We start from the raw sequence: 23,600 nt of genomic DNA, 5'->3' as shown, positions 1-23,600 counted from the left end.
TACAACGAAGAGCGCCCACATGATGCGCTGAATGATCTGACACCATGGGAATATTTAACCAAGCATGAACTGGCCGAAACCTCTAATTATGGGTGTAACTAATTAGGGGAGGTTTACAACGGCTTGGCTGATTAGGGCGTTAAGAGCCTAGGTTAGTTGAGTCAAATGATGAATTTCCACAAGCTAAAGAAAATAAAACAGGCTGAGATTGCCTTATTTTTGATAGCTGGGCTGCTAGTTGGCCGATTTATCATGGCAAAGTATGAGGAGAAGATTTTAGCTTGGCTTCCTATTGCTCCTGATATACCTATCAGACAGGTTGATAATGGGTTCTGGCTGGCAGCTGGGGCAATAATAACGACTGTCTCAGTATTAATTTTCTTTATTTTGTTAAGCGCGTTAGTACATGCCTTTTTGTTATTTATAACCAGACGTTTGAGTTTTGTTCGAGCCATACAGGCTACAGTGTTTCACAAGTTTCCATCGCATTGGTACAGATATTAAGGCACCTAATAACCACGTTAAGCCGCCTGAAGGCTGTAGTGTTCAATATAACTTACCCAAATTTGTGTACTTTGAGCTGTTCCCGGATATGGGAGCCGCTATTTTGAGAGAAGAAACTCAAACAATGGTATCGTCCATCGCGCAATAGTCTGATATCAGAATTCACTCCAATTTAGTGCGACTTATCGCTTTCTTTAATTTGAACAGAGTAACAATGATGTTTGAGAGGTTGCGGCCTGCGCCGCAATGACGAGTTTCTTCGATTAGTATCAGCAACCACTGACTATTATAACAAAGCCTGACACGCGTCAGGCTTTGTTATTTTCAACTATGCGTAAGTTAACGCTTATTGCTCAAAAAAGCCTTCGTTGGCTTTAATCGTCAGCGGATGGTAGCCCGGTCTGGCTTCCTCAAACGCTTTTTTCGCAAACGCTTTACCCTCTTTGGTTTTCACCAGCTCACGATATAGCGGCCTGACCAGTTTATTACGGCCAATGCTGACCAGATAATCATGCAGACGCGGGTACGCCGGTTTGTACTGGTTATGCACGGCAATCATCAGCCAGCTGTGCGAAATTTCGTTGTTACGGCTCTTTGTCAGGTCAAACGCGGCATCCAGCTCGTTAAGCTGCGCAGTGCTTAGCGCATCAGGCATATTGTTTAAAAAGTACAGCCACTCATGCACCGTCCAGTCACGGGTAGAAATAGCCTTTGCGGCCAGATCGCCACTCAGCCAGGCAGTGCGGGTCGCATCGATTTTTTCAAATGCATCCGACTCAGGTACCGGGGCGCCCGCCGGGATCCCCGGTTCGAAAATCCAGGCGTGAATACGGGCTTTGTCCAGCTTGTCCGGATAAGCAGCCAGCAGGGTCTTGTCCAGATAATCAATGAAGGTATCGGTGGTAATGCTCTGGAACGCGAAGTCACTGAAATACTGCATCAGGAACGCATCAAAGTTTTCACGGCCAACGTTTTGCTCAATTTCGCGCAAAAATAAGGCCCCTTTCTCGTACGGAATGTTAGAAAACACATCGTCCGCACTGCGACCGCGCAAATCAATTGCCAGAATCTGATCGTTTTCTGGCAGCGCCTCGATGTCGGCCAGCAGGTCCTGATACCCCAGCACCGCCTCTTTTTTGTAGCGCTCATGACCATAAATCATTTCCATAATGCGGTAGGTCAGATACGTAGTGAACCCTTCGTTAAGCCACAAATCGCGCCAGGTTGCATTGGTTACGGTATTCCCTGACCAGCTGTGCGCCAGTTCGTGGGCAATCAGTGACACCAGGCTTTTATCACCGGCAATAACGGTGGGCGTAATGAACGACAGGCGTGGGTTTTCCATACCACCAAACGGGAATGACGGCGGCAGAATCAGCAGGTCGTAACGATCCCAGCTGTACGGGCCATAACGCTGCTCGGTTGCTTCCAGCATGGCCTCGGTATCTTCAAACTCTTTTGCTGCGGCGTTAAGCATAGACGGTTCGGCATAAACACCGGTGCGCTCCCCCATCGCTTTGAACGACAAATCGCCAATTGCCAGTGCAATCAGGTATGACGGAATGGGCTGAGGCATTGCAAAATGGTACTCACCATCACGCGGTGTGTCTGGCGTATTCGCAGCGCTCATCACCGCAAGCAGGGCTTCAGGGGTATGGATCACCGCATTATAGGTAACCCGTACCTTGGGCGAATCCTGCAGCGGAATAAAGCTGCGGGCGTGGGTGGCCTGAGCCTGCGTAAACAAAAACGGATGCTGTTTGCCTGCGGTTTGCTGCGGCGTTAACCATTGCACACCCGAGGCTGACGGTGAAGTCTCGTAGCTGATAGTCACCTTGTTGCCGTCTTTCGGCAACGAAATCATCAGTGGCGTACCCATGGCAGGATCGGTATTGCCCAGCCTGAACGGCACGTCTGCGCCGCCAGCACGCACTGATTTGATGGCCAGTTCACGGGTATCAAGGATCAGGGTTTCGGCGCTCTCATTCAGCTTTTTATAGGTGACAACGGCTTTACCGGACAGAACGCGGCGGGCAAAGTCAGCGGTCAGATCCAGGTCGAGATGGGTAACAACAACCTCATCGGGATTAGAAAACGAGTGATAGTCTTTACCGGACTGGATGTCGCCGGCGGCATGCTCTGATGCCTGTACAGCAGGCGTGGCCATAGCAACGGCGAAGGCCAGCATAAAAGTGACAAGTAGGGATTTCATACGTAGGTCCGTAGTTATTGTTTTTACGCCACCATCGTATCAGACATTGGAGCAAAATCGCATGCGCATTCATCACGCCAGACTGTCGGTTTACGGCAATGCGATAAATGCCGTGCTGCACTGCGCCGGTTCTTCATCCAGAAACGCCACAAACCGGGTGAAGTCGCCGCGTTCGTGCATGCGCTTTATCGACGCGGCAAGCGCCGGGATCTTGTCCTGATGACGCACGTTAACCAGGTGATAACTGACCACGTGCAAATCCGGCACTTCACGGTAGTACACCCGCGACTGGTCACTCTGACAAAAGTAATTCATCAGCAGTTTTTTATTGCCAATCAGGGCATCGACAGCCCTGTTACTCAGCAGCGATGCCATAAACGGCAGTTCATGTTCGAACAGGCAGTTCAACTGGTGGCTTTCACAGTATTTGCGGGCAGCATGAAAGCCCCCGGGAACCGCGTATAATTGCTCATTATCCCAGCGGCACTGTGATTCTCGGGTACAAAACCAGTACACTTCATGCTGTATCATCGGTTCGGGAACCGCGAGCAGATTGGGATACTGCTGCGCCACCTCGGGTACCCGACCGGCCTCGGCGTCTGTTTCAAAACGATCGGCAGCCTGAAGGCCGCGCATCGAGGGGAAATAACGAAACTGCGGGGTAATGTTAAGGGGAGCATACATGGTGGTGAACAGGGTTTCGGTTACCGCTTTCACTTCGCCGCGACCATAAAAGCTGTTCACGCTGATAACATAGTTGTCAGGGGACAGGCGATCAGCCATTACGACGTTGGCAAATACCATGACGCCAGACATTACCCAAAGCCAGATCTGCTTTCTCATCGCCTTCTCACAACTAAAAAACCAGGGATATCCGCCCCAACCATCTTCCCCGATTGTAAGTGATGTTGTCGACATAAGCACGGTTACGTCGCACAATCCTTACAACTTTGTCACAGAACTGACATGATTTTCTGGTGTACAAGTGTACGCTCAAAATCTAAAATGTAAGCATGAACCAAATCCGGGAACGAGCATGAACACAATGACGAAGCGCGCCTATTCTGTACTGGAGGAATGGATGAACAGCATTACCCACGGCCTTGGCTTTATTGCTGCGGTAGTGGGACTGGTATTCATGCTGTTTCGTGCCGACGACCCTCTGACCATCACCGCAGCGGCCATTTATGGCTCAACCCTTATCCTGATGTTTCTGAGCTCAACGCTGTATCACGCCATTGCCCATGATAAAGCCAAGGGCATACTCAAACTGTTTGATCACAGTGCGATTTACCTGCTGATTGCCGGCACCTATACCCCCTTACTGCTGGTGTCCATTGGAGGCTGGCTGGGCATAACCATGACTGCCGTAATCTGGAGTCTGGCCGTCGGTGGCGTCGCATTTAAACTGATTGCACAGCACCGCTTTCCGAAAATTTCGGTAATGACCTACCTGTTAATGGGCTGGATCGCGCTGGGCCTGATTTACCCGCTTTATCTGGCCTTGCCCGGCGCCGGCTTATGGTTACTCGTTGGCGGGGGACTGTGTTTCAGTATCGGCGTGTTATTTTATGTAGCGAAACGGGTCAAATATACCCATGCTATCTGGCATCTGTTTGTGCTGGGTGGCTGCAGCTGTCACTACTTTTCGATTTACTTTTTCGTGGTATAACACCGGGTAACCGGTTTCATCCTGACATTCACGTGGCGACCCGTGCAGGTCGCCACGTTACCAGACATTAAAAGGCGTAACTGTCAGCCGATGATAATAAGGCCGTTGCGTCAATTTTCTCCTGCACGCAGGCTTTTATCTTTTGCTTACTGAACACATACACCTTATCGCGCGCCTTGCCTTTATCGCTCTGTACAAAGTTACTGATCACAAAGCTCACGTGTTCGGCGTCATCCAGTTCACGTAACCCCGCGCCAAAACGGCACAGTGTTTCACCAATACTGGTTTCAAAGCGCGAAAGAAACTGTTTATAGGCCTTGTCACGGGCTTCTTTTTGTTTCTCAATTCTGGCTTTTTGCTCCTGCTCAAGCTCCGCAGAAAACGCCGCCAATTCCTTTTCCCGCTTTTCAAGTCGAGCGGCTTCCTCGTTAATCGCTTTGAGCTCCTGCTCAATCTCCTTGCGACGTTCCGCATCGGCTTGTCTTGATTCAAAGTTTAAGTCACGCTTACGGCGCTCCAGGTCGCGCTTTTCCCAGGCGAGTTCATGCTCCTGATCACGTAAATCATGCAACTGTGAATTCGCCTCACGAAAAACCTGACTCAGCTGACGGCTGGTTTCCTCGGCAAACGCTTCCCAGTCTTCATCAATTTCGACTTCTATGCCGTTTTCACCGCTGATGATCACAGGCGGAACCGGCGGGATCGGCGGCACCTGCATCATGCTGGAAAGGCCATCAGAGGTAAACGAGAAGAACTGGGTAACGCCACCACCAACATTGACATTAAAGACCACACCCTGGCCTGCCAGGTAGGTAGTCTCAAGACTACGGTAACGCCAGCCGTCACGGCCAATGTTTTGCTTCAGCGCGGTATCGATAACGCTTTCCATAATTTCCAGCTCATCGTTCAGGGTTGCCATCTTTGCGCTGTTCACAGCACCCAGTGCGGCCAGTGGGCTCGCCAGTAAGGCGGTCAATAGTAATTTTCTCATGATAAGACTCCGGTTATTCATCATCAGACGGTCCGGTGAACGGTACCAGCGGTGTAATTGCCTGCCCGTTTTCCAGTGCCGAGATTTCCTGTTGCAGATGGTTTAGCTGACGTGCATAAAAACGCTGATCGTCGCTGCGCTGCTGATTGATAAATTTCACCAGTTCAGCGAAATCCTCGCGGCGCTCCTGACGACTTGATGACAGCAGATATTCTGTCAGCTCCGCGCCAGACTGCCGCTGTTGTTGTGCCAGCGCATCCGTGTACTGAGCAAACAGCTGCTGATTCGCCTGCTGATACTGTTGCACGCGGCTGTCGATAAGCGCGGTTATCTGTGCGGGATCCGGCTGACTGCTGCCAAAGCCCAGTGACACCCTATCGTCACGAATATCCACGCGGAACCCGGTCACCACCATGACCAGCGCCAGTGCCGACATGGCCATGGACGCAACGGGCAGCCCCTGCCATTGCCACCAGCGGTTGCGTGGCGTCGGCGTAAAGGTGGCTTCCCTGTTCCAGTGAGGCACCGCAAAAGTGGTGTAGGTCGATGCCATATCGCTGATCCGGTTTGCCGCTTCAACCTGGCGGGCAAACGCCGCATCCGAGGTGCACAACGCTTCAAACTGACGCCGCTGCGCTTCGGTTAATTCACCATCCAGCCAGGCTGCCAGTAAGGCTTCATGTTGAGAGTCTGTCATGTGCTTACTCCAACTCCAGTTTCAGTTTAGTCAGGGCGCTGTACAGTCGCGACTTCGCCGTATTGGCGGAGATCCCAAGCTGCAGTGCGATATCCTCAAAGGTAAACTGACCAAAAAATTTCAGTTCGACGACCGCCTTTTGCGATAGCGGCAGTGTCTGCATGGCGCGGGTGAGTGCCGCGGTCTCCTGTGACCCGTGCAGTTGCATTTCAGGACACGGCGCCTCCGAAGCTGCCTCGGGTACGTCATCGAGCCCCTGCTGGGGACGTTTACGCCGGTAAAACTCCATGCAGCGAAAATGCGCTATCCTGAATAGCCAGGCGCGAAACTCCCCGTCACCACGATAATTATCGAGACTGCGAAATACCGACAAAAAGATGTCCTGCATCAGATCCGAGGCATCATGGGTATTACCTGTCATGCGAATGGCATAATGATAAACCGGACTCTCATACCGTTTTAGCAGCGTCATCCACGCTTTTCGGTGTCCCGCTTTCGCTTTCTCTACCAGCCGCTCATCCCGTGCTTCAAACACAGCGTTCCCCGCAAAAGTAGTGTGAGTGTTTTTAAGTTATGACTATAGTCGGGAAGAGAGGCGAAAAAGTTTGATGCTTCTTCGCCTTTTTTTATTTAAGGGTAGGAATTGGCAGCAACGGCGAAATAATTTCACCAATGCGACGGAAAAGCTGCATCCGGGTGGTGCCGCTTCGCCACACCAGGCCTATTTCGCGATATGCTTTGTCTTCTGCCGCAAACGCCTTGAGATCGGTATGTTCGAGAATGTTCTGATTCAGCGCCAGCTCAGGTAAAAAGGTGTAGCCCAGTTTACTGTTCGCCAGCTGAACCAGCGTATACAGACTGCTTGCCGCAACGCTGCTGACCTGCTCGCTATGCTGAATATTGCACGCACTCACCGCGTGGCCGGTCATGCAGTGCTCCTGCTGCAGCAAAAACACACTCTTTTTCGGCAATGACGAAATATCTACCGGCTCCGGAATACTGCTGGCCATTTCCTTATGTGCAATCAGGTGGAAGGGGTCATGGCCAAGCACCATTTTCTTGCAGCCCGGGGTATCCATCGGCAGAGCCAGGATCAGCACGTCCAGACGACCGTCGGTTAACTGCATCAGCAGGTTTTCTGTCGTGTCTTCCTGAAGTTCCAGCTGAATATCAGGCAAAAACGCATTGAATGCCCCAATCATGCCTTCAAACAGAAAGGGGGCAATAGTGGGAATAACGCCCATTTTCACTTTACCCCGCTGCCAGTTCCCCGCATTCTGGGCAAACTCCACCAGTTCCGCCGCATCGTGCAATAAACTTTTACTGCGTTCCACGACTTCCAGTCCCAGTGAGGTGAACACAAAGGTTTTATGCTCGCGCTCAAGTAGCTGGCTGCCGAAATGTTCTTCCAGATTCTGAATAGCGGTACTCAGGGTAGACTGGCTGACATTGCAGCGTTGTGCAGCGCGATGAAAATGCTGCTCCTGATGCAGCGTGACAAGATAATGAAGATGTTTAAGATTTGGCCACTTCATGGTTAACCATTTAGATTGAATACCTGATTTTTAATCTATCATGAAGATTAGAAGCCTTTCAACCGTCTGTCCCGTCACCGCGTAATGCTGAAATAGCACTGCCACTTTTCACCTATACTCTGGTAATGTGACAGGCATGAACGGTGTAACAAGAACAAACAACATGGAGAAGCAATGAAGGGGCACTTTAAGCACATTCTGTGCGTCTTAAATGACACCCACGACCAGAACGAACTGATTGAACAGGCGATTCATATTGCCAAAAGCCATCAGGCCGCGCTGACGATTATGCTGGCACTCGAGGCATTGCCTCCCAATGCCAGTATTGTGATGGAGTCGTTTTCCTACATTGACTCGGAGCAGTCGATGCAAACTGCCGCGGAAAACTGGCTGGCAGAACAAAAAGCAAAAATTACCACACAGTATCCGGTTACCACCGTGGTAAAAATTGGCCAGCCCCTGATTGATGTAGTCAGCACCGTGGTCAAACGCAATATCGATCTGGTGGTTAAGCTGTCTGACGATGATTTTCTGGATCGGGTGTTTGGCGGCGATGACATGCGTCTGCTGCGTAAATGTCCGTGCGCGGTATGGATCATCCACCGTAATAAACCCAGAAAATATAAATCGGTGGTGGCCGCGCTGGATCTTAGTTATCACTACCCTGAGCATGAAATCTCAGTCAGAAAGTCACTTAATATGGATATCCTGCGCACGGCAACACAGGTTGCCTTACTCGAGTTTGCACAGCTGCACATTGTGCATGTGTTTGATGCCGTGCCGGATAAAATTCTGCGGGACGGGTTCATCTCTGTGGATGAAGACCGCATGGAAAGCGATCTGGCGAAAATTCATGATGAGCGCGAGCAGGAGCTCGACCGGTTGCTGGGTGAGCTGGAAAAAGAACTGGAGCCAGAGGTAATTAATTATCTCAAACCCCAGCGTCATATTGTGCATGGCTATCCTCGTCGCGAAATTGCCGCTACCTCCGCCTCGCTGAATGCCGATGTGCTGGTGATGGGCACGGTAGCGCGGCTGGGCGTGCCCGGCTTTATTATGGGCGGCACCGCCGAGGAAACCTTCAACCACATAGACTGCGCCGTGTTAGGCATTAAGCCACAGGGCTTTGTCTCTCCGCTGGCGCCGGACAGCCCGGTCTGAAGCAACAAAAAAGCGCGCCACAAGGCGCGCTTTTTTTGTTCACTGTGCCGCTATCAGGCTACGCCAAAGGACGCTTTCAGCACGTAGAAGAAGATAATCGAGAGGATGGCGCCGGCTGGCAGCGTAATAATCCACGACACCACGATATTGCGCACAATGCCTAAGTTCAGTGCCGATACACCACGGGCAAGGCCAACGCCGAGCACCGCACCAACCAGGGTTTGTGTGGTTGAAATAGGCAGACCGGTGCCTGACGCAATCACAACCGTACAGGCCGCCGCCAGCTCAGCTGCAAAGCCTCGGCTGGGGGTGAGGTGAGTAATACCCTGCCCGATGGTTTTAATCACGCGATGTCCGAATAGGGCCAGACCGGCAACAATACCCAGACCGCCGAGCGGCAGGATCCAGGGAGCCAGTTTCGCGCTGGCGTTAATTTCGCCACCAGAGGTTACCACACTCACAACCGCTGCCAGTGGACCAATCGCGTTAGCAACGTCGTTTGAACCATGAGCAAACGCCATACAGCACGCGGTAACCACCATCAACAGCGCAAACACTTTCTCGATGTTGGCGGTTTGTACATCGGCATTATGCGATTCGTTAAACGTCATGCGGCCGATAAAGGCTTTACCCACAACAGCCAGGATGACGGCAATAGCAATCGCCAGCAGATAGCCATTAACACTGCTCAGCTCGAGCCCGACATGCTTAAGACCTTTCTTGATGGTGACCAGCGACATGATAAAGCCGGCCAGCGCCATGTATAACGGTACATACCGTTTCGCATTGGCAAACGGTGTAGCGGTGCTGAAAATCAGACGCTGCGCGCTCATAAAAATGAGATAGGCAATAACACCCGAAATCGCCGGCGTGATGATCCAGCTACCCACAATTTCACCGACTTTGCCCCAGGCAACGGCATCCATACTGACACCCGTGGCGGTAAAACCGATAATGGCACCGATAATCGAGTGTGTGGTAGAAACCGGCCATCCAAGCCAGGACGCTACTGCCAGCCAAATCCCGGCAGCCAGCAACGAGGCAATCATACCCAGTACCAGATATTCTGGAATGCTACTGAAGAACGCAGGGTCAATGATCCCTTTACGGATCGTAGAAGTGACCTCTCCACCGGCAAGGTAGGCTCCGGCAAATTCAAAGATCATCGCAATGATGATCGCCTGCTTGATCGTCAGCGCTTTGGAACCGACTGATGTTCCCATGGCATTGGCGACATCATTCGCACCAATTCCCCATGCCATTACAAAACCGACAGTTGCGGCAAGAATGATCAGTATAAGCCCATAACTTTCAAAAAATTCCACGAAATCGCTCCTGTATTAACCGCGATTAAGTCCCGGCGTGGTCACCGGCAAATACACATTACAACATCGCTCTGAGGCTAACACCGGGTTTCGCACCTGACGGTTAATTCTTGTACTCATAGCGTATTTTTTATACTAAGCAGTTTTGGCTGCGGCGAATAATAACGTAATCGTAAAGCCAACCATAGGGTTAAATGATCGAAAAAACACAAAAAGCACACCTGTCTACATAAACTGTCGATAATTGAAACAAATATGTCAGTTTTGTGACATTTCGCTCACATTAAACGTGAAGGGATAACCGGAAGGCGAAAAAAACAGCGGCTTATGACAGTGCATCAATCTTTTTCTGCATCGATTCGAGGGTGCTGTGGCGCACGTCTTTTCCTTCAGTCAGCGACACGACGTACTCACACAGGTTTTTGCAGCGATCACCAATACGTTCCAGCGAGCGCAGCGACCACAGTACGTCGAGCCAGTCTTCCATATCGTCGGTGGTCTTCTCCATTTCAGCCGTGGTGAATGTCAGCAGCTTTTTGTATTCACTGTCGATCCGGTTGTCCTGGTCATACACCTTCAGCGCAGCCTCACCGTCCTGACGGGCAAAGGCATCAAACGTGCCACGCATCATGGCGGCGACACGATCACCAATCAGCAGCATGCTGCTTTTAATGGTTTCGGACACCGGTAATTTGTTCTTGGTGACCAGTTTAGCTATACGCTCAATCTCATCACCCATGCGCTCAATGTCAGTGATGGCTTTGGAAATGGTCATGATAAGACGGAGATCACTGGCGGTGGGGTGGCGTTTGGCAATAATACGCAGACATTCCTGGTCAATCTGCATCTCCATCGAATTTACCTTGATGTCGTTCAGTACGACCTTTTCAGCCAGCCCGCCGTTATTTTCCTTGATCGCGCGCAGTGTGTCGTGCAACTGCTGCTCAACCTCTCCGCCCATGGTCAGTACGGAGTTTCTCAGGTTTTCCAGCTCCGTATTAAAGTTACCGGAAATGTGCGTATTAATAGCAACCTGTCGCATGGCTCACTCCTGCTTCAGCCGTAACGGCCGGTAATATAATCTTCTGTCTGTTTTTTCTCAGGCATAGTGAACAGACTGTCACTATCGGTATATTCCACCAGCTGTCCCTGGTGCAAAAATGCCGTGTAATCAGACACCCGCGCTGCCTGCTGCATGTTGTGCGTGACAATAACGATAGTACATCGCGACTTGAGTTGCGCCATCAGCTCCTCAATAAACAGGGTTGTCAGCGGGTCGAGTGCCGAAGTTGGCTCATCCAGCAGCAGGATTTCCGGCTTCAGGGCCAGTGCCCGCGCTATCACCAGACGTTGCTGCTGACCACCAGAGAGAATATGCGCCGACTCAAACAGCCGGTCCCTGACCTCTTCCCACAACGCCGCTTCTTTTAGTGCGCTTTCTACGGCGTCATCGAGATGACGACGGGTTCTCACGCCCTGCAGGCGCAGCCCGTAACACACATTGTCATAAATACTCATCGGGAACGGATTAGGTCGCTGAAATACCATGCCGACCTTGGTTCGCAGCCGCGAAACATTTTCCCGCTTGCTGTTGATATTTCGGCCATCAATGATGATTTTACCGTCATAGTGGCATTCCGCATGTAAATCATTCAGACGGTTGAAACTGGAGACGAGGGTGGACTTGCCACAGCCACTCTGGCCGATCAGTGACGTAATGCAGTTTTTCGGGATCCGCATACTGATATCGTGTAACACGTGTTTATGACCAAACCACAAATTGAGGTTGCGCACCTCAATGGCGGTTTGCTCGTCACTCAGCGCATTGACATCCAGCGTATTGTGTTCAAATAACTTCAGCATGACGCCCTATCCGATTAAATAGCGTTTTCTTAACCTGGTTCGCAGCAGCGCTGCCAGAATATTCAATACAAACACAACCAGCAACAGTAGCAGACAGGCCGCAAACATCATCGGCGCGCCCTTCGCGTCTGTCTGGCTGTGGAAGGCCCCGTCGTAAATGAGTACCCCGAGATGCATAAACTGCCGATCCAGGTGCAAATAAGGGAACTCACCATCGACCGGCAGATTAGGTGCAAACTTCACCGCCCCGACCAGCATCAGCGGCGCCACTTCACCCGCCGCCCGCGCTATCGCAAGAATAACCCCGGTCATGATGCCCGGGGATGCGATCGGCAAAATGGTATAAAACAGGGTTTCGGCTTTGGTCGCACCCAAGGCGTAACTGCCCGCCTTCAGGCCTTCCGGCACACGCCGCAGTCCCTCTTCGGTAGCCACAATCACCACCGGCAGCGTGAGCAATGCCATGGTCAGCGAGGCCCAGAATACGCCCGGTGTTCCCATGGTCGGGGCAGGCAGACGATCGGCAAAAAATAACGCATCAATGCTGCCCCCCACGGTGTAAACGAAAAAGCCCAGTCCAAAAACCCCGTAGACAATAGACGGTACCCCGGCCATGTTACTGACACTGATGCGAATAGCGGCAGTGAACGTATTGTCCGGCGCGTATTCACTCAGATAAACGGCGGCAAGCACACCAAACGGGGTAACGATAATGGTCATAAGAAATACCATCAGTACCGTACCAAACAGGGCCGGGTAAACACCGCCAGAGGTATTAGCCTGCTTGGGCGACTCGGTCAGAAACACCCCGATGTTGCTGAATACCACGCCCAGTTTACCGGCAACCGACAGTTGCCCGACAAAATCGATGCTGGCAATGTCCGCGAGTGCCAGCTCATACGGCGCATTATCAGCGAAGCGCAGGCGCAGTCGGTAACTGTCGCGCTGCTGCTCAAGTTCAAGCACCCGGCTGTGCCAGCGGTCAAAAGCCTGCCGCAACTTATCGCGGGCTGGCGCGTCCTGCTCAACATCGCGCCTATCATATTCCGCCAGTTGTTCATGGATGGGGGCCAGTTGCGTCACCCGTATCTGTTCAATCTGCTCAAGCACACGCGCAACAGCCTGATGTGCAGTCTGATAGCGGTTCATACCCGCAAACTGTCCGTCGGGTGTTACCACAGATTCCGGCCGCGCCAGCATCACCCGGCCGTCATTAAGGTGTACTGCGGCCGCGTCAATGGCCACCTCCTGCGCGACCACCTGAGCCGGTTCCAGCAGCAGCCGGCTGCCAAACGGAAACGCCTGATCACTGAAATTCACCCGCCAGACCTGGCTGCTGTTTTCATCAAAAGCCTGGGTGCGGGCGTACACACTGTGCAGACCTCGCTGGTCTGTATAGGTGACTTCCATCACCGGCTGGGGCCAGAAATAGCCTGTACCACGCACAATAATCAGCGTCAGAATGCTTATCAGCACTAACAGCAACAGGCTGCATAAAAAAGCGCTCAGATTAACCACAAACGACTGACGCTGCGCGGAAGTTGTGATGTGTCGGAGAAACTCAGCCATAGCGTGCATTTCTCCTTAACCGGCGACGCAGAAACTCGGCCAGTGTGTTCACGACAAACGTAAAGGCAAACAGAATACAGGCTGTAAAAAACAGAATATGGTAGTGCGTTCCGGACGCATCCGCCTCGGGCAGTTCGATGGCCAGGTTAGCCGTCATCGCCCGTAGCCCGTCAAACAAACTCCAGCTGGCGATGGGCGTGTTACCGGTTACCATCAGAACGATCATCGTCTCGCCAAATGCACGGCCAAAGCCCAGCATGATCGCCGCCAGAATACCGGGCATTGCAACATGCATCACGACATGACGCAGTGTTTGCAGCCGGGTTGCCCCCAGTGCGTACGAGGCATGCTTTAATGAATCAGGTACCCCGCTTATGGCGTCTTCGGCAAGCGAGTAAATGCTCGGTGAAATCGCCACGCCCAGTGCAATGGCGACAACCAGGGTTGTTTTGCCAACCGGGCTTGCCGACTCATTATCCAGCGCCCCGACATTAGCCGCGCCAAACAGTACATCTGTCAGCCACGGTGACCACTGGATGCTGAGATAGCCCAGCCCCAGCACCAGCGCGATACTGCCGGTAATGCGCATCACGTGACGAACGGGCGCCGACACCACCGGCGTCAGCGTATGATGAAGTGCCGCCACACCCAGCAGCACCAGTGGTGCAAGCACAATGACAAACACAAACGAAAACAAAAACTGTTCCGCCACCGGCGACAACCAGATTGCCGCAATAAAACCAATCAGTACGCTGGGAATCGCCTCCAGCATTTCAATCGCCGGTTTAAGCACCTGACGCAGCCGGTTATCAGCAAAGAACGCGGTGTAGACCGCCGCACTGACAGCGACCGGGATGGCCACCAGTAACGCCAGTAATGACGCCTTCAGGCTGCCAATTAACAACGGTGTCAGACTGTATTTGGCTTCCAGATAATCCGACGCATTGGTAGTCTGCCAGACCATATCAGCCGTTGGATAGCCCTCGTATTCCTGGGGTTCAAACAGCGATGACCAGGTGGTGATCCCACTCAGGTATTTCACCGTCCATGCGGTTACCGTCTCGGTGCCCGCTGCATACAGGCGGTTTCCGAACCACGCAATATCGGTGTGCGGCTCTGGCAGTGACAGGGTTGTCACCTGTTCACCGGACACGCGGTTTATCAGCAGCACCCGCTGCGCGCTGGTGAGCATAGCCAGCGCATTCACGCTGGCATGGGCGCGCAGTGCTCTGGGCTGTTCATTCTTGCCCAGCGACAAATGGTATGTAGGCGCAAACGTCAGGATGCCGTTTTCCGCCCGCAGCACCCAACGGGTAACCAGTCCGCTGCTGTCCGCAATAAACAGGCTGCGATCTTTCTCCAGGCTTTGCCACCAGGTCATAGGCTCAGGCAGTGAGACCACGTTAACCTGCCCCTCGCGCAGCGAATGAAAGGCCAGTTGTTGCTGGTCATAGGTTACTGTCTGCATAACGCCGGGCAACGGCTTTACGGCAGTGGAGGGGGAAAAATACTGGTCTGAAATGGTCGTAGGATCCTGCCGGTTTACCCAGCGCACCAGCACGGTATCAGCAGTTTTCACCGTCACCACGGCCCACTGCGATGATAATGACACCGACCAGGACACGCGCGCCGCCCAGATGTCGCGGGGCAATGAAAAAGACAGGCTGCCCGTGGCCCCCTGAGCGGCGCCAAAGGTGGTTTCGTACGAGCGGGTTGTGACCGGACTGGTCGAGGTCAGAGTAAGATCGCGCACTGCATCGATGCGCACCAGGCCATTTGTCGAGATATCTACCAGGTAGTTTCGGCCCTGGTCGCTGATCGCACTTAATGCATGTCCGCACGGGCGCTTATAGTCGTGTACGGTATCCAGTGCGCCCGCTTTCTTCTGCATCAGCGTGAGTGCACAGGGCGTCTGTCGCACCACCAGCGGCTGACCTTCCTCGACATCAGCCAGCGTCAGCAGGTGCGCTCCACCGGGGCCATCACTGAATACCAGCGACTGGGGACTGGTCAGTGCGGGTCTTAACGCCAGTGGCAGTGCCTGCATCAGCAGATGCGAAATAAGAATCACCAGAGTCAGTAACACCAGGGCACCAAACGTCGTCACCACGTATCTGACAGCGTTATCCCTGCGCGTTCTGTGACGCATTATATGTTGAGTGCTGGCGTTCATTCCTGAGTCTGACAAAGTGACACGATTTGCAGGTTAACTCCCGAATTTCGTGTTATTTTATAAGTCAGTGCAAGATTGTACGCTGACCTGAACCACAATACCAACCTGCAAACGCTTACTGGCAGTTAACAAGGAGTCTTTCATGCAACCACTGATCATCACTATCATGGGTAAGGATAAACCCGGGCTGGTCGACGCACTCGCGAAACGGGTTTATCAGCATGGTGGTAACTGGCAGGGATCCAGCTTTGCGCATATGGCCGGTATGTTCACCGGCTTCGTCGAGGTACTGGTACCACAAGACAACCATGACGCGCTGATCGCCGCACTCGATGCCATTGAGGGACTGAGTGTGCAGTCCGTGTCCGTCGTCAATGCAGAGCCTGCGCACACCATGCAGTTATCGGTTGATATTATGGGCAACGACAAGCCCGGCATTGTGCAGGAACTGACCTCGGTACTGAATGAATTCAATCTGAATATTGTCAACTTCTCGTCGCGCTGCGAAAGTGCGCCGAACTGGGGCAGCCTGATGTTCAAAGCAAATGCCGTAATTGCCGTGCCCGATGATTTTGATCATGGCGCGCTGCAGCAGGCTCTTGAAGCGCTGGCCAACGACCTGGTCGTGGATATTCAGACCACAATGTAACCGGCGGTGTCACAGGACTGTCACCGTAGGCTGGCAAGCTTACGTATTTTTTAAATATCTACTTAGTACACTATGGATTCTCCAGAACTTTATTATCCGAAAGAAATCAGCTGGCTGGCGTTTAACGAGCGCGTACTTCAGGAAGCCGCCGACATTAATACGCCGGCTGTGGAGCGGCTGCGCTTTCTTGGCATCTACTCCAACAACCTCGATGAGTTCTACCGGGTGCGGGCCGCCGACGTGAAACGCCAGATCACCATTGCACAGAATGATGACAATGAGGAAGAGGCAAATAAGCTGATTGCGCTGATGGAGCAAATTCAGGCCAAGGTGGTACAACTGTCAGATAAGTTCGACACCATTCACAAGGACGTACTTAAGGCACTGGCACGCTATAACATTTTTATTGTTCAGAAAAACGAGCTCAGCGACTATCAGCGCACCTGGGTAAGAAACTTTTTCGTGAACAAGGTACTCAGGCACATTGCGCCAATTCTGATTGACAAAAAAACCGACCTGCTCAGCCGTCTCAACGGCACGTCGGTTTACCTTTACGTGGCGCTTCGCCGCGAGGGCCGCAACACTAAGTTTGCGGTGGTGCAGGTACCTACCACTGAAATGTCACGCTTCATGCTGATACCACCGGAAAAAAGCCGCAAGAAAAAGCATCTGGTGATGCTGGATGACATGATTGAGCTGTGTCTGGAGGATATTTTTCGCGGGTTCGTGAAATTCGACAGTATTGAAGCCTATTCCTTTAAGATGACGCGTGACTCCGAATACTCCATCAACGATGAAATTGATGAAAGTTACGTTGAGAAAATGTCTGAGAGCATGAAACAGCGGCTGATTGCAGAACCCGTACGGGTCATTTATGACTACGATATGCCGCCGGATATGGTCAAGGATTTGCGCAAGCGTCTTAAAATCACATCGCTGGATACCATGCATGCCGCAGGACATTATCGTAACTTTAAGGATTTCATCGGCTTCCCAAATGTCGGCCGTGAATACCTGGAGCATGCGCCACTGCCTGCCATTGATTCACGGCAGTTCTCCGGCTACGACACGGTGTTTGACGCCATCACCGCGCATGACATTCTGCTGTATTACCCCTATCACCGGTTTCTGCATTTCACAGAGTTTGTCAGGCAGGCCGCCTTTGATCCCAATGTCAAAGCCATCCGCATCAATATCTACCGGGTCGCGAGTAAATCACGGATCATCAATTCCCTGATAGATGCAGTGGACAACGGTAAGAAAGTCACGGTGGTGGTAGAGCTGCGGGCACGTTTTGACGAAGAAGCCAATATAGAGTGGTCGAAGCGGATGACCGACGCGGGTATACGCGTTATTTTGGGCATTCCAACGTTAAAAATACACAGTAAGCTGTGTCTGGTGACGCGCGAGGAACGCGGTACCCTAGTTAATTATGCCCACTTTGGCACCGGCAACTTCAACGAAAAAACCGCAAAAATTTATACTGACTTCAGTTTGTTTACCCGCAATCAGGAACTGGCAGAAGAAGCCGCCTCGGTGTTTGATCTAATCCAGTATCCGTATCGTCGCTACAAGTTCCAGCACCTGCAGATTTCTCCGCTGAACTCGCGCACAAAAATTCAGTCGCTGATCCGTCAGGAAATACAGTACCTGAAAGAAGGGCGCAAAGCCGGTATCACATTCAAGCTGAATAACCTGGTCGACAAAGAACTGATTGACGACTTATACCGCGCCAGTCAGGCAGGAGTGAAAATTCGCGGCATTGTACGCGGCATGTGCTCACTGATCCCGGGTCAGAAAGGCCTGAGTGAAAACATCCAGATTATTTCGGTAGTCGACCGATTCCTGGAGCATCCTCGGGTGCTGGTGTTTGAGGGCGGCGGAGACCGGAAGGTGTTTATTTCGTCCGCCGACTGGATGACACGTAACATGGACAACCGCATAGAAGTCGGTTGCCCGGTCTACGATCCGCAACTACAAAAGCAGATTGTCGATATCCTTGAAATTCAGTTTAAAGATACGCTGAAGGCCCGGGTGATTGACAAGGATCAGACCAACCGTTACGTTCGCAGAGGAAACCGTAGAAAACTCCGCTCTCAGGTTGAGATTTACCACTACCTGAAAAAGCAGGAAGAAAAACTCGCGAAGTAAACGCCAATGGTACAACACGAAACCGCGCTGGAAAGCGTCGCCGCCAGAGAAGCCAGTAAGGTTGCCGCACTGGATATTGGCTCTAACAGCTTTCACCTTGTGGTGGCACGCATTATGGCGGGCTCAGTGCAGATCCTTCACCGGGTAAAACAAAAAGTGCGGCTGGCCGAAGGGCTTGATGACAATGACATCCTGTCTGACGAGGCTATCGAGCGCGGATTACGTACCCTGGCAGTGGTTGCAGAGAGCCTGAAAGGATTCGAACCAGACTCGGTACGCATTGTAGCCACGCATACCTTACGAAAAGCCCGTAATGCCCGCGATTTTATCCGCGCGGCGCGCAATATCCTGCCCTACCCCATTGAAATTATTTCCGGCAACGAAGAAGCCCGTCTGATTTATTCCGGTGTGGCGCATACCACCCACACCGAAGGGCAGCAACTGGTGGTGGATATTGGTGGCGGCTCAACCGAGTTTGTTATTGGCGAGGGGTTTACGCCACTGCTATGCCGCAGTCTCCAGATGGGCTGCGTCAGCTACACCCAGCGTTTCTTCGCCGACGGCAAACTGACCGCCAGGCTTTTCAGTAAAGCGATCACTGCGGCCGAACAGGAACTGGAACTGATTGAGAGTAAATACCGTCAGCTTGGCTGGGTTCAGTGCATAGGTACCTCGGGTACCATCCGTGCGCTGTACATGCTGGCACAGACCACAAACGACGGCAGCCACGAAATACCTGTCACGCTTAAGCATCTGAAGGCACTGCAAAAGCAGTTTGTCGAGGCGGGACACATCGATAAGCTCGATACCACGACGATCAGTGAGGACCGTTTACCGGTGATTGCCGCTGGGCTGGCTATTCTCATCGCCATTTTCAAAGCGTTACGTATTGAGGGTCTGACTTATTCGTCCGCGGCACTGCGGGAGGGCGTGCTCTATCAGATGGAAGATGAGCTGCATCATGCGGATATCCGCGGCAGAACAGCCAGCAGCCTGGCGACACGCTACGATGTGGATACGGCACAGGCGACCATGGTACTGAATACCTCGATGACGCTGTTTGATGCCGTGAAGAAGATCTGGAAACTGAAGCACAAGGATTTTCGCAGCATGCTGGGCTGGGCGGCTATGCTGCACGAAGTAGGCATACAGATTAATTCACGCGGCGTGCAGCGACACAGCGCGTATATTCTGTCCAATGTCGATATGCCGGGATTCACTCAGGAACAACAGGAGTTGCTGGCGACGCTGGTACGCTTTCACCGCAAAAAAATTCGTCTGGCAGAACTGCCGGTATTTTCGCAGTACGAAGAGCAGGCGGTAGGCCGCCTTATAGCGCTGTTACGACTGGCCACCTTACTGAACATCAAGCGTCAGCAGCAGTTTCTGCCAGAATTTACCATCGAGGCAGACAAGCACAGTCTCGCACTCACGTTTCCATCAGGCTGGCTCGAAGAAAAGCCAATTCTGGCTGCCGACCTTGAGCAGGAGGCGCAATACCTGAAGGCGCTCTCACTCACCCTGACGGTTGCTTAGGGCCCGTTAACACAGATAACCTGGTTGCGTCCGGTATCTTTGGCTTTGTACAGCGCCTCATCGGCCTGATTAACCCCTTTAAACAGGTCAGCGCCGGGTGCCACATCAACCACACCAAATGACGCCGTGATGCTGATGGACTTATTCTGGTGCTTAAGCGGACTGGCACTGACTTTTTCCCGTAAACGTTCGGCCAGCAGCGCCGCCGTCTCACCGTCACAGTTCTGCAGCAGGATCAAAAACTCTTCTCCGCCCATACGAATAAGCACGTCGTCCTTTCGCAACTGGGTCTGTAACAGGGTAGTAAAATGGCGCAGCACTTTGTCACCAACAACATGGCCATGGGTATCATTGACTGACTTAAAATGGTCGATGTCACAGACGATCACGGCCATGGTCTGGTTGAGACGCGAGGCGTTCTCCAGCAGTTTCGGCGTCATATTGTAAAAGAAGTGACGGTTATGAACCTTGGTCAGGGCGTCAGTAAACACCTGACGATGAAGCCGGTTGACCAGTGACTGCACCACGCTGACCGCAAATCCCATGATAAACAACAACTGCAAAAACACATTCATCAGCAGTCCCATTATGGTCTGCTCAAACTCGTCGCCAGCCAGGAACGTCAGGTAAACCGGTGCACACACGCAGATGATAACCAGCGTGGCAATCAGCACCGACAACAGCACGGTGTCGCCTTTGCTGCCCTGCGGCAGAAACAGCCAGATACGGTGCGTGGCCATCACAACCGGAATAACGCAGCTGCCCAGCATCAGCAGATCACGGGTGGTTTCGCTGGGGATAACAAAATAGAAATACAGGCTGGCTAACTCCAGCAACAGCACGTGGACCACCATAAACAACCGTTGCTGACGCCTGACCGCATGGCCATAGCGATTCACTACCGTCATGTAAAGCAAGTAAGCACTGACTATCGCAAACAGGTTAAAGCCAAGCACGTAAATGAGGACCGGGTCAAAGGCAGCGCCGAACAGTGACATGATGGGTAAATGCCGAACCGACAGACAGACCTGTGTTGCTGTCATCGTCAGCAAAAACAGGCGGGCATATTCGGCTGCTTTCGCTTTATGCTTCTGGGAAGGAACAGGCAGCGCGTAGGTAAAGATAAACCCGGTGACAGCAATTACTGCCAGCAGTACAGCCTGAAATAGGATAAACGCAGATGTGCTCACTCACGACTACCTAGTAACGGTGCATCCCGGCCTTAACACTTACAGGGTAAGTGTCGCCCGCACCTCCGTGGGCATCAATCTTGTCTTAGGAGTTATTATAACGAATTATCATCACCGTGCGCGATGATTGTTGGTGAGGGAAAAGCCGGGCGCCATACTGGCGGCACCCGGCAGGACATTAACTGGCCGATGCCTGGTAGATAGACTCGATAGCCTCATCCAGTGCAGCATCAAACTCGTCATCACTCTGGGTAGCAGAAATGCCTTCAGTCAGCGCCCGTGAGAAGCTGGCGATCATGCCATGATTCTGTTTCAGCTTTTCATTGGCGTCGTCACGTGAATAGCCACCAGACAGTGCCACCACTTTCAGCACGCGCGGGTGATCGACCAGCTCTTTATAAAAGTCGGCCTGTTCCGGCAACGTGAGCTTCAGCATCACTTCCTGACCTGCATCAAGCTGATTCAGCTGAGCCAGAATTTCCAGCTTCAGCAGTGCTTCGGCTTCTGCTTTTTCCGGGCTGTGAATGTCTACTTCCGGCTCAATGATAGGCACCAGACCCGCCGCGAGGATTTGTTTACCCACTTCAAACTGCTGCGCAACCACGGCTTTAATGCCTTCGTGGTTGGCCAGTTTGATCACCGAGCGCATTTTTGTACCAAATACGTCCTGTGCAACCGCTTTCTGAAGCAACGCATCGAGTTCTGGCATCGGCTTCATCACCTGCACGCCGTCTTTCTCGTCAGCCAGCCCTTTGTCGACTTTCAAAAACGGAATAACGCGTTTCTTCTGCCACAGGTAGTGTGCTGATGACATCCCTTCAATGTCACGATCGAGGGTATTTTCAAACAAAATGGCGCCCAGAACGCGCTCGCCACTGAATGCCTTACTGGTAATGATACGGGTGCGCATCTGGTGAACCAGACCGAACATTTCGTCGTCATTGCTGTACGCCGACTCATCAATACCATAAAGTTTCAGGGCTTTGGGGGTACTGCCGCCACTCTGATCCAGCGCGGCAATAAAGCCGGTTTGGGTTTTCAGTTTGTCCAGCATGGCCTGTTGTGCTTGTGATGCCATTCGCAACACTCCTTTGGTGTGCTGCCCGTCAGGGCAGATGTAGGGTTTATAATTCTGTTTCAGCTGACGGACAACTTGCCCGCCAGCCCGGTTCGACGCACTGTGTTATTGATTTTTTTCTTCCAGTGCCGCCACCGCAGGCAGGGTTTTGCCTTCTAAAAATTCCAGAAACGCGCCGCCGCCTGTTGAGATATACGATATCTTATCAGCGATTTCATATTTATCTACTGCCGCAAGCGTGTCACCGCCGCCGGCAATCGAAAATGCGTCACTTTCTGCAATGGCTTTTGACAGTGCTTCGGTCCCAGCACTGAACTGATCAAACTCGAAAACACCAACCGGACCATTCCAAACAATGGTGCCGGCATTTTTCAGGATCCCGGCCAGCGTGGCTGAGGTGTCCGGGCCGATATCAAAAATCATGTCATCATCAGCGACATCGCTTACAGCTTTGAGGGTGGCCGGGGTGTTTTCATCAAACGCCTTGCCGACAACCACGTCGGTGGGCACCGGAATATCACCGCCATTGGCCTGGGCATTTGCGATCAGGGCTTTCGCCTCATCAACCAGATCCATTTCAACCAGCGATTTACCGACGTTATGTCCCTGCGCTGCAATGAAGGTATTTGCGATACCGCCACCGACAATCAGCTGGTCGACCTTACCCGCCAGTGACGTAAGGACGCTCAGCTTGGTCGATACTTTCGACCCGCCCACAATGGCAACCATCGGACGCTTCGGGTTATCCAGGGCTTTCGCCAGCGCGTCAAGCTCCGCTGCCAGCAGCGGGCCTGCGCAGGCCGCAGGGGCATACTTCACCACACCGTGTGTTGATGCCTGAGCACGGTGCGCCGTACCAAACGCATCCATCACAAACAGATCACACAATGCGGCATACTGTTTAGCCAGCGTGTCATCGTCTTTCTTTTCGCCCGGATTAAAACGGACGTTCTCCAGCACTACCAGCTCACCGGGTTTAACCTCAACACCATTGAGGTAGTCTTTTTCGAGGCGAACCGGCACATCCATCACCGCATTCAGGTAATCCACCACCGGCTGCAGAGAAAACGCGGCATCCGGCTCACCTTCGACCGGACGTCCGAGGTGCGACATCACCATCACGGCCGCACCACCATCGAGCGCAGCACGCAGAGTAGGAATTGACGCCTGAATACGGGCATCAGACGTCACCTTGCCCTCTTTCACCGGCACGTTCAGATCCTGACGGATAAGAACGCGTTTTCCTTTAAGAGGAAGGTCGTTCATGCTGGGAATTGCCATACTTTTATCCTTA

At 52.4% G+C, this 23,600-nt stretch carries 20 protein-coding genes; 5 read left to right on the top strand and 15 right to left on the bottom strand.

Annotated features, from left to right (window positions below):
• Nucleotides 1-161 precede the first annotated feature (161 nt).
• The 3 genes from AB1N33_RS13150 to AB1N33_RS13140 form a co-directional block, all read right to left on the bottom strand.
• Entirely contained in the window at nucleotides 162-455 is a 294-nt protein-coding gene (locus tag AB1N33_RS13150; RefSeq protein WP_411272021.1) for a hypothetical protein, read from the bottom strand.
• Nucleotides 456-850: 395 nt separating this feature from the next.
• Complete coding sequence (locus tag AB1N33_RS13145; protein ID WP_411272022.1) at nucleotides 851-2,671, bottom strand: M1 family metallopeptidase; 1,821 nt, start codon at nucleotides 2,669-2,671, stop codon at nucleotides 851-853.
• Between the two features lie 135 nt (nucleotides 2,672-2,806).
• Nucleotides 2,807-3,559, bottom strand: a complete 753-nt coding sequence (locus tag AB1N33_RS13140) for a hypothetical protein (protein ID WP_411272020.1) — start codon at nucleotides 3,557-3,559, stop codon at nucleotides 2,807-2,809.
• A 193-nt stretch (nucleotides 3,560-3,752) separates the two neighbouring features.
• Between AB1N33_RS13140 and trhA the strand changes: the two genes are divergently transcribed.
• Entirely contained in the window at nucleotides 3,753-4,388 is a 636-nt protein-coding gene (gene trhA, locus AB1N33_RS13135; RefSeq protein ID WP_411272019.1) for a PAQR family membrane homeostasis protein TrhA, read from the top strand.
• Nucleotides 4,389-4,455: 67 nt separating this feature from the next.
• Here trhA and AB1N33_RS13130 read toward each other — a convergent pair whose 3' ends face one another.
• From AB1N33_RS13130 to AB1N33_RS13115, 4 genes are all read right to left on the bottom strand, one after another.
• Nucleotides 4,456-5,379, bottom strand: coding sequence for a hypothetical protein (locus AB1N33_RS13130; protein WP_411272018.1), 924 nt, complete (start codon nucleotides 5,377-5,379; stop codon nucleotides 4,456-4,458).
• 13 nt (nucleotides 5,380-5,392) lie between these two features.
• Nucleotides 5,393-6,076: a hypothetical protein gene (locus tag AB1N33_RS13125; RefSeq protein WP_411272017.1), complete on the bottom strand. Its 684-nt coding sequence runs from the start codon at nucleotides 6,074-6,076 to the stop codon at nucleotides 5,393-5,395.
• 4 nt (nucleotides 6,077-6,080) lie between these two features.
• The gene (locus AB1N33_RS13120) at nucleotides 6,081-6,611 is read right to left on the bottom strand and encodes an RNA polymerase sigma factor (RefSeq protein ID WP_411272016.1); all 531 of its coding nucleotides are present in this window, start codon (nucleotides 6,609-6,611) and stop codon (nucleotides 6,081-6,083) included.
• A gap of 91 nt (nucleotides 6,612-6,702) precedes the next feature.
• A complete protein-coding gene (locus AB1N33_RS13115) occupies nucleotides 6,703-7,611 on the bottom strand; it encodes a hydrogen peroxide-inducible genes activator (protein ID WP_411272015.1) in 909 nt (302 codons plus the stop codon).
• Nucleotides 7,612-7,785: 174 nt separating this feature from the next.
• Here AB1N33_RS13115 and AB1N33_RS13110 point away from each other — a divergent pair, with 174 nt between their 5' ends.
• A complete protein-coding gene (locus AB1N33_RS13110; RefSeq protein WP_411272014.1) occupies nucleotides 7,786-8,772 on the top strand; it encodes a universal stress protein in 987 nt (328 codons plus the stop codon).
• A 53-nt stretch (nucleotides 8,773-8,825) separates the two neighbouring features.
• Here the strand turns inward: AB1N33_RS13110 and AB1N33_RS13105 are convergent, their stop codons facing one another.
• The 5 genes from AB1N33_RS13105 to AB1N33_RS13085 form a co-directional block, all read right to left on the bottom strand.
• Nucleotides 8,826-10,097 carry an inorganic phosphate transporter gene (locus AB1N33_RS13105; protein ID WP_411272013.1) on the bottom strand — a complete coding sequence of 424 codons (1,272 nt, stop codon included), beginning with the start codon at nucleotides 10,095-10,097 and terminating at the stop codon, nucleotides 8,826-8,828.
• A 325-nt stretch (nucleotides 10,098-10,422) separates the two neighbouring features.
• Nucleotides 10,423-11,139, bottom strand: a complete 717-nt coding sequence (phoU, locus tag AB1N33_RS13100; protein WP_411272012.1) for a phosphate signaling complex protein PhoU — start codon at nucleotides 11,137-11,139, stop codon at nucleotides 10,423-10,425.
• Nucleotides 11,140-11,153: 14 nt separating this feature from the next.
• On the bottom strand, nucleotides 11,154-11,960 hold the full coding sequence (gene pstB, locus AB1N33_RS13095) for a phosphate ABC transporter ATP-binding protein PstB (protein WP_411272011.1): 807 nt from the start codon (nucleotides 11,958-11,960) through the stop codon (nucleotides 11,154-11,156).
• Between the two features lie 6 nt (nucleotides 11,961-11,966).
• Nucleotides 11,967-13,529 carry a phosphate ABC transporter permease PstA gene (gene pstA, locus AB1N33_RS13090; protein WP_411272010.1) on the bottom strand — a complete coding sequence of 521 codons (1,563 nt, stop codon included), beginning with the start codon at nucleotides 13,527-13,529 and terminating at the stop codon, nucleotides 11,967-11,969.
• On the bottom strand, nucleotides 13,522-15,678 hold the full coding sequence (locus AB1N33_RS13085) for an ABC transporter permease subunit (protein ID WP_411272009.1): 2,157 nt from the start codon (nucleotides 15,676-15,678) through the stop codon (nucleotides 13,522-13,524). The genes pstA and AB1N33_RS13085 overlap by 8 nt, the downstream gene beginning before the upstream one ends.
• 166 nt (nucleotides 15,679-15,844) lie before the next feature.
• On the opposite strand from AB1N33_RS13085, the gene AB1N33_RS13080 reads away from it, so the two are divergent.
• The 3 genes from AB1N33_RS13080 to ppx all read left to right on the top strand — a co-directional run bounded on the left by AB1N33_RS13080 (nucleotide 15,845) and on the right by ppx (nucleotide 20,038).
• Nucleotides 15,845-16,351: a glycine cleavage system transcriptional repressor gene (locus AB1N33_RS13080; protein ID WP_411272008.1), complete on the top strand. Its 507-nt coding sequence runs from the start codon at nucleotides 15,845-15,847 to the stop codon at nucleotides 16,349-16,351.
• Nucleotides 16,352-16,423: 72 nt separating this feature from the next.
• Nucleotides 16,424-18,502 carry a polyphosphate kinase 1 gene (ppk1, locus tag AB1N33_RS13075; RefSeq protein ID WP_411272007.1) on the top strand — a complete coding sequence of 693 codons (2,079 nt, stop codon included), beginning with the start codon at nucleotides 16,424-16,426 and terminating at the stop codon, nucleotides 18,500-18,502.
• A 6-nt stretch (nucleotides 18,503-18,508) separates the two neighbouring features.
• The gene (gene ppx / locus AB1N33_RS13070) at nucleotides 18,509-20,038 is read left to right on the top strand and encodes an exopolyphosphatase (protein ID WP_411272006.1); all 1,530 of its coding nucleotides are present in this window, start codon (nucleotides 18,509-18,511) and stop codon (nucleotides 20,036-20,038) included.
• Here the strand turns inward: ppx and AB1N33_RS13065 are convergent.
• The 3 genes from AB1N33_RS13065 to AB1N33_RS13055 all read right to left on the bottom strand — a co-directional run bounded on the left by AB1N33_RS13065 (nucleotide 20,035) and on the right by AB1N33_RS13055 (nucleotide 23,587).
• Nucleotides 20,035-21,228, bottom strand: a complete 1,194-nt coding sequence (locus AB1N33_RS13065) for a GGDEF domain-containing protein (protein ID WP_411272005.1) — start codon at nucleotides 21,226-21,228, stop codon at nucleotides 20,035-20,037. The genes ppx and AB1N33_RS13065 overlap by 4 nt on opposite strands.
• Nucleotides 21,229-21,406: 178 nt before the next feature.
• The gene (locus AB1N33_RS13060; protein ID WP_411272004.1) at nucleotides 21,407-22,306 is read right to left on the bottom strand and encodes a fructose bisphosphate aldolase; all 900 of its coding nucleotides are present in this window, start codon (nucleotides 22,304-22,306) and stop codon (nucleotides 21,407-21,409) included.
• A gap of 105 nt (nucleotides 22,307-22,411) precedes the next feature.
• A complete protein-coding gene (locus tag AB1N33_RS13055) occupies nucleotides 22,412-23,587 on the bottom strand; it encodes a phosphoglycerate kinase (protein ID WP_411272003.1) in 1,176 nt (391 codons plus the stop codon).
• Between the last annotated feature and the right edge of the window lie 13 nt (nucleotides 23,588-23,600).

Origin of the sequence: Alteromonas nitratireducens, from assembly GCF_040812025.1 — a bacterium.
GTDB lineage: Bacteria > Pseudomonadota > Gammaproteobacteria > Enterobacterales > Alteromonadaceae > Alteromonas > Alteromonas nitratireducens.
The sequence above is the reverse complement of the archived record's forward strand: the minus strand, read 5'-3'. Positions and strand labels throughout refer to the sequence as shown.

What these genes read in the sequence shown, in the direction of transcription:
- AB1N33_RS13125 (WP_411272017.1), bottom strand. Translation starts at nt 6,076, where the DNA reads ATGACAGACTCTCAACATGAAGCCTTACTGGCAGCCTGGCTGGATGGT.
- AB1N33_RS13145 (WP_411272022.1), bottom strand. Translation starts at nt 2,671, where the DNA reads ATGGCCACGCCTGCTGTACAGGCATCAGAGCATGCCGCCGGCGACATC.
- AB1N33_RS13130 (WP_411272018.1), bottom strand. Translation starts at nt 5,379, where the DNA reads ATGAGAAAATTACTATTGACCGCCTTACTGGCGAGCCCACTGGCCGCA.
- phoU (WP_411272012.1), bottom strand. Translation starts at nt 11,139, where the DNA reads ATGCGACAGGTTGCTATTAATACGCACATTTCCGGTAACTTTAATACG.
- AB1N33_RS13080 (WP_411272008.1), top strand. Translation starts at nt 15,845, where the DNA reads ATGCAACCACTGATCATCACTATCATGGGTAAGGATAAACCCGGGCTG.
- AB1N33_RS13140 (WP_411272020.1), bottom strand. Translation starts at nt 3,559, where the DNA reads ATGAGAAAGCAGATCTGGCTTTGGGTAATGTCTGGCGTCATGGTATTT.
- AB1N33_RS13055 (WP_411272003.1), bottom strand. Translation starts at nt 23,587, where the DNA reads ATGGCAATTCCCAGCATGAACGACCTTCCTCTTAAAGGAAAACGCGTT.
- ppx (WP_411272006.1), top strand. Translation starts at nt 18,509, where the DNA reads ATGGTACAACACGAAACCGCGCTGGAAAGCGTCGCCGCCAGAGAAGCC.
- trhA (WP_411272019.1), top strand. Translation starts at nt 3,753, where the DNA reads ATGAACACAATGACGAAGCGCGCCTATTCTGTACTGGAGGAATGGATG.
- AB1N33_RS13150 (WP_411272021.1), bottom strand. Translation starts at nt 455, where the DNA reads ATGGCTCGAACAAAACTCAAACGTCTGGTTATAAATAACAAAAAGGCA.
- pstA (WP_411272010.1), bottom strand. Translation starts at nt 13,529, where the DNA reads ATGGCTGAGTTTCTCCGACACATCACAACTTCCGCGCAGCGTCAGTCG.
- AB1N33_RS13110 (WP_411272014.1), top strand. Translation starts at nt 7,786, where the DNA reads ATGAAGGGGCACTTTAAGCACATTCTGTGCGTCTTAAATGACACCCAC.
- ppk1 (WP_411272007.1), top strand. Translation starts at nt 16,424, where the DNA reads ATGGATTCTCCAGAACTTTATTATCCGAAAGAAATCAGCTGGCTGGCG.
- pstB (WP_411272011.1), bottom strand. Translation starts at nt 11,960, where the DNA reads ATGCTGAAGTTATTTGAACACAATACGCTGGATGTCAATGCGCTGAGT.
- AB1N33_RS13115 (WP_411272015.1), bottom strand. Translation starts at nt 7,611, where the DNA reads ATGAAGTGGCCAAATCTTAAACATCTTCATTATCTTGTCACGCTGCAT.
- AB1N33_RS13060 (WP_411272004.1), bottom strand. Translation starts at nt 22,306, where the DNA reads ATGGCATCACAAGCACAACAGGCCATGCTGGACAAACTGAAAACCCAA.
- AB1N33_RS13085 (WP_411272009.1), bottom strand. Translation starts at nt 15,678, where the DNA reads ATGCGTCACAGAACGCGCAGGGATAACGCTGTCAGATACGTGGTGACG.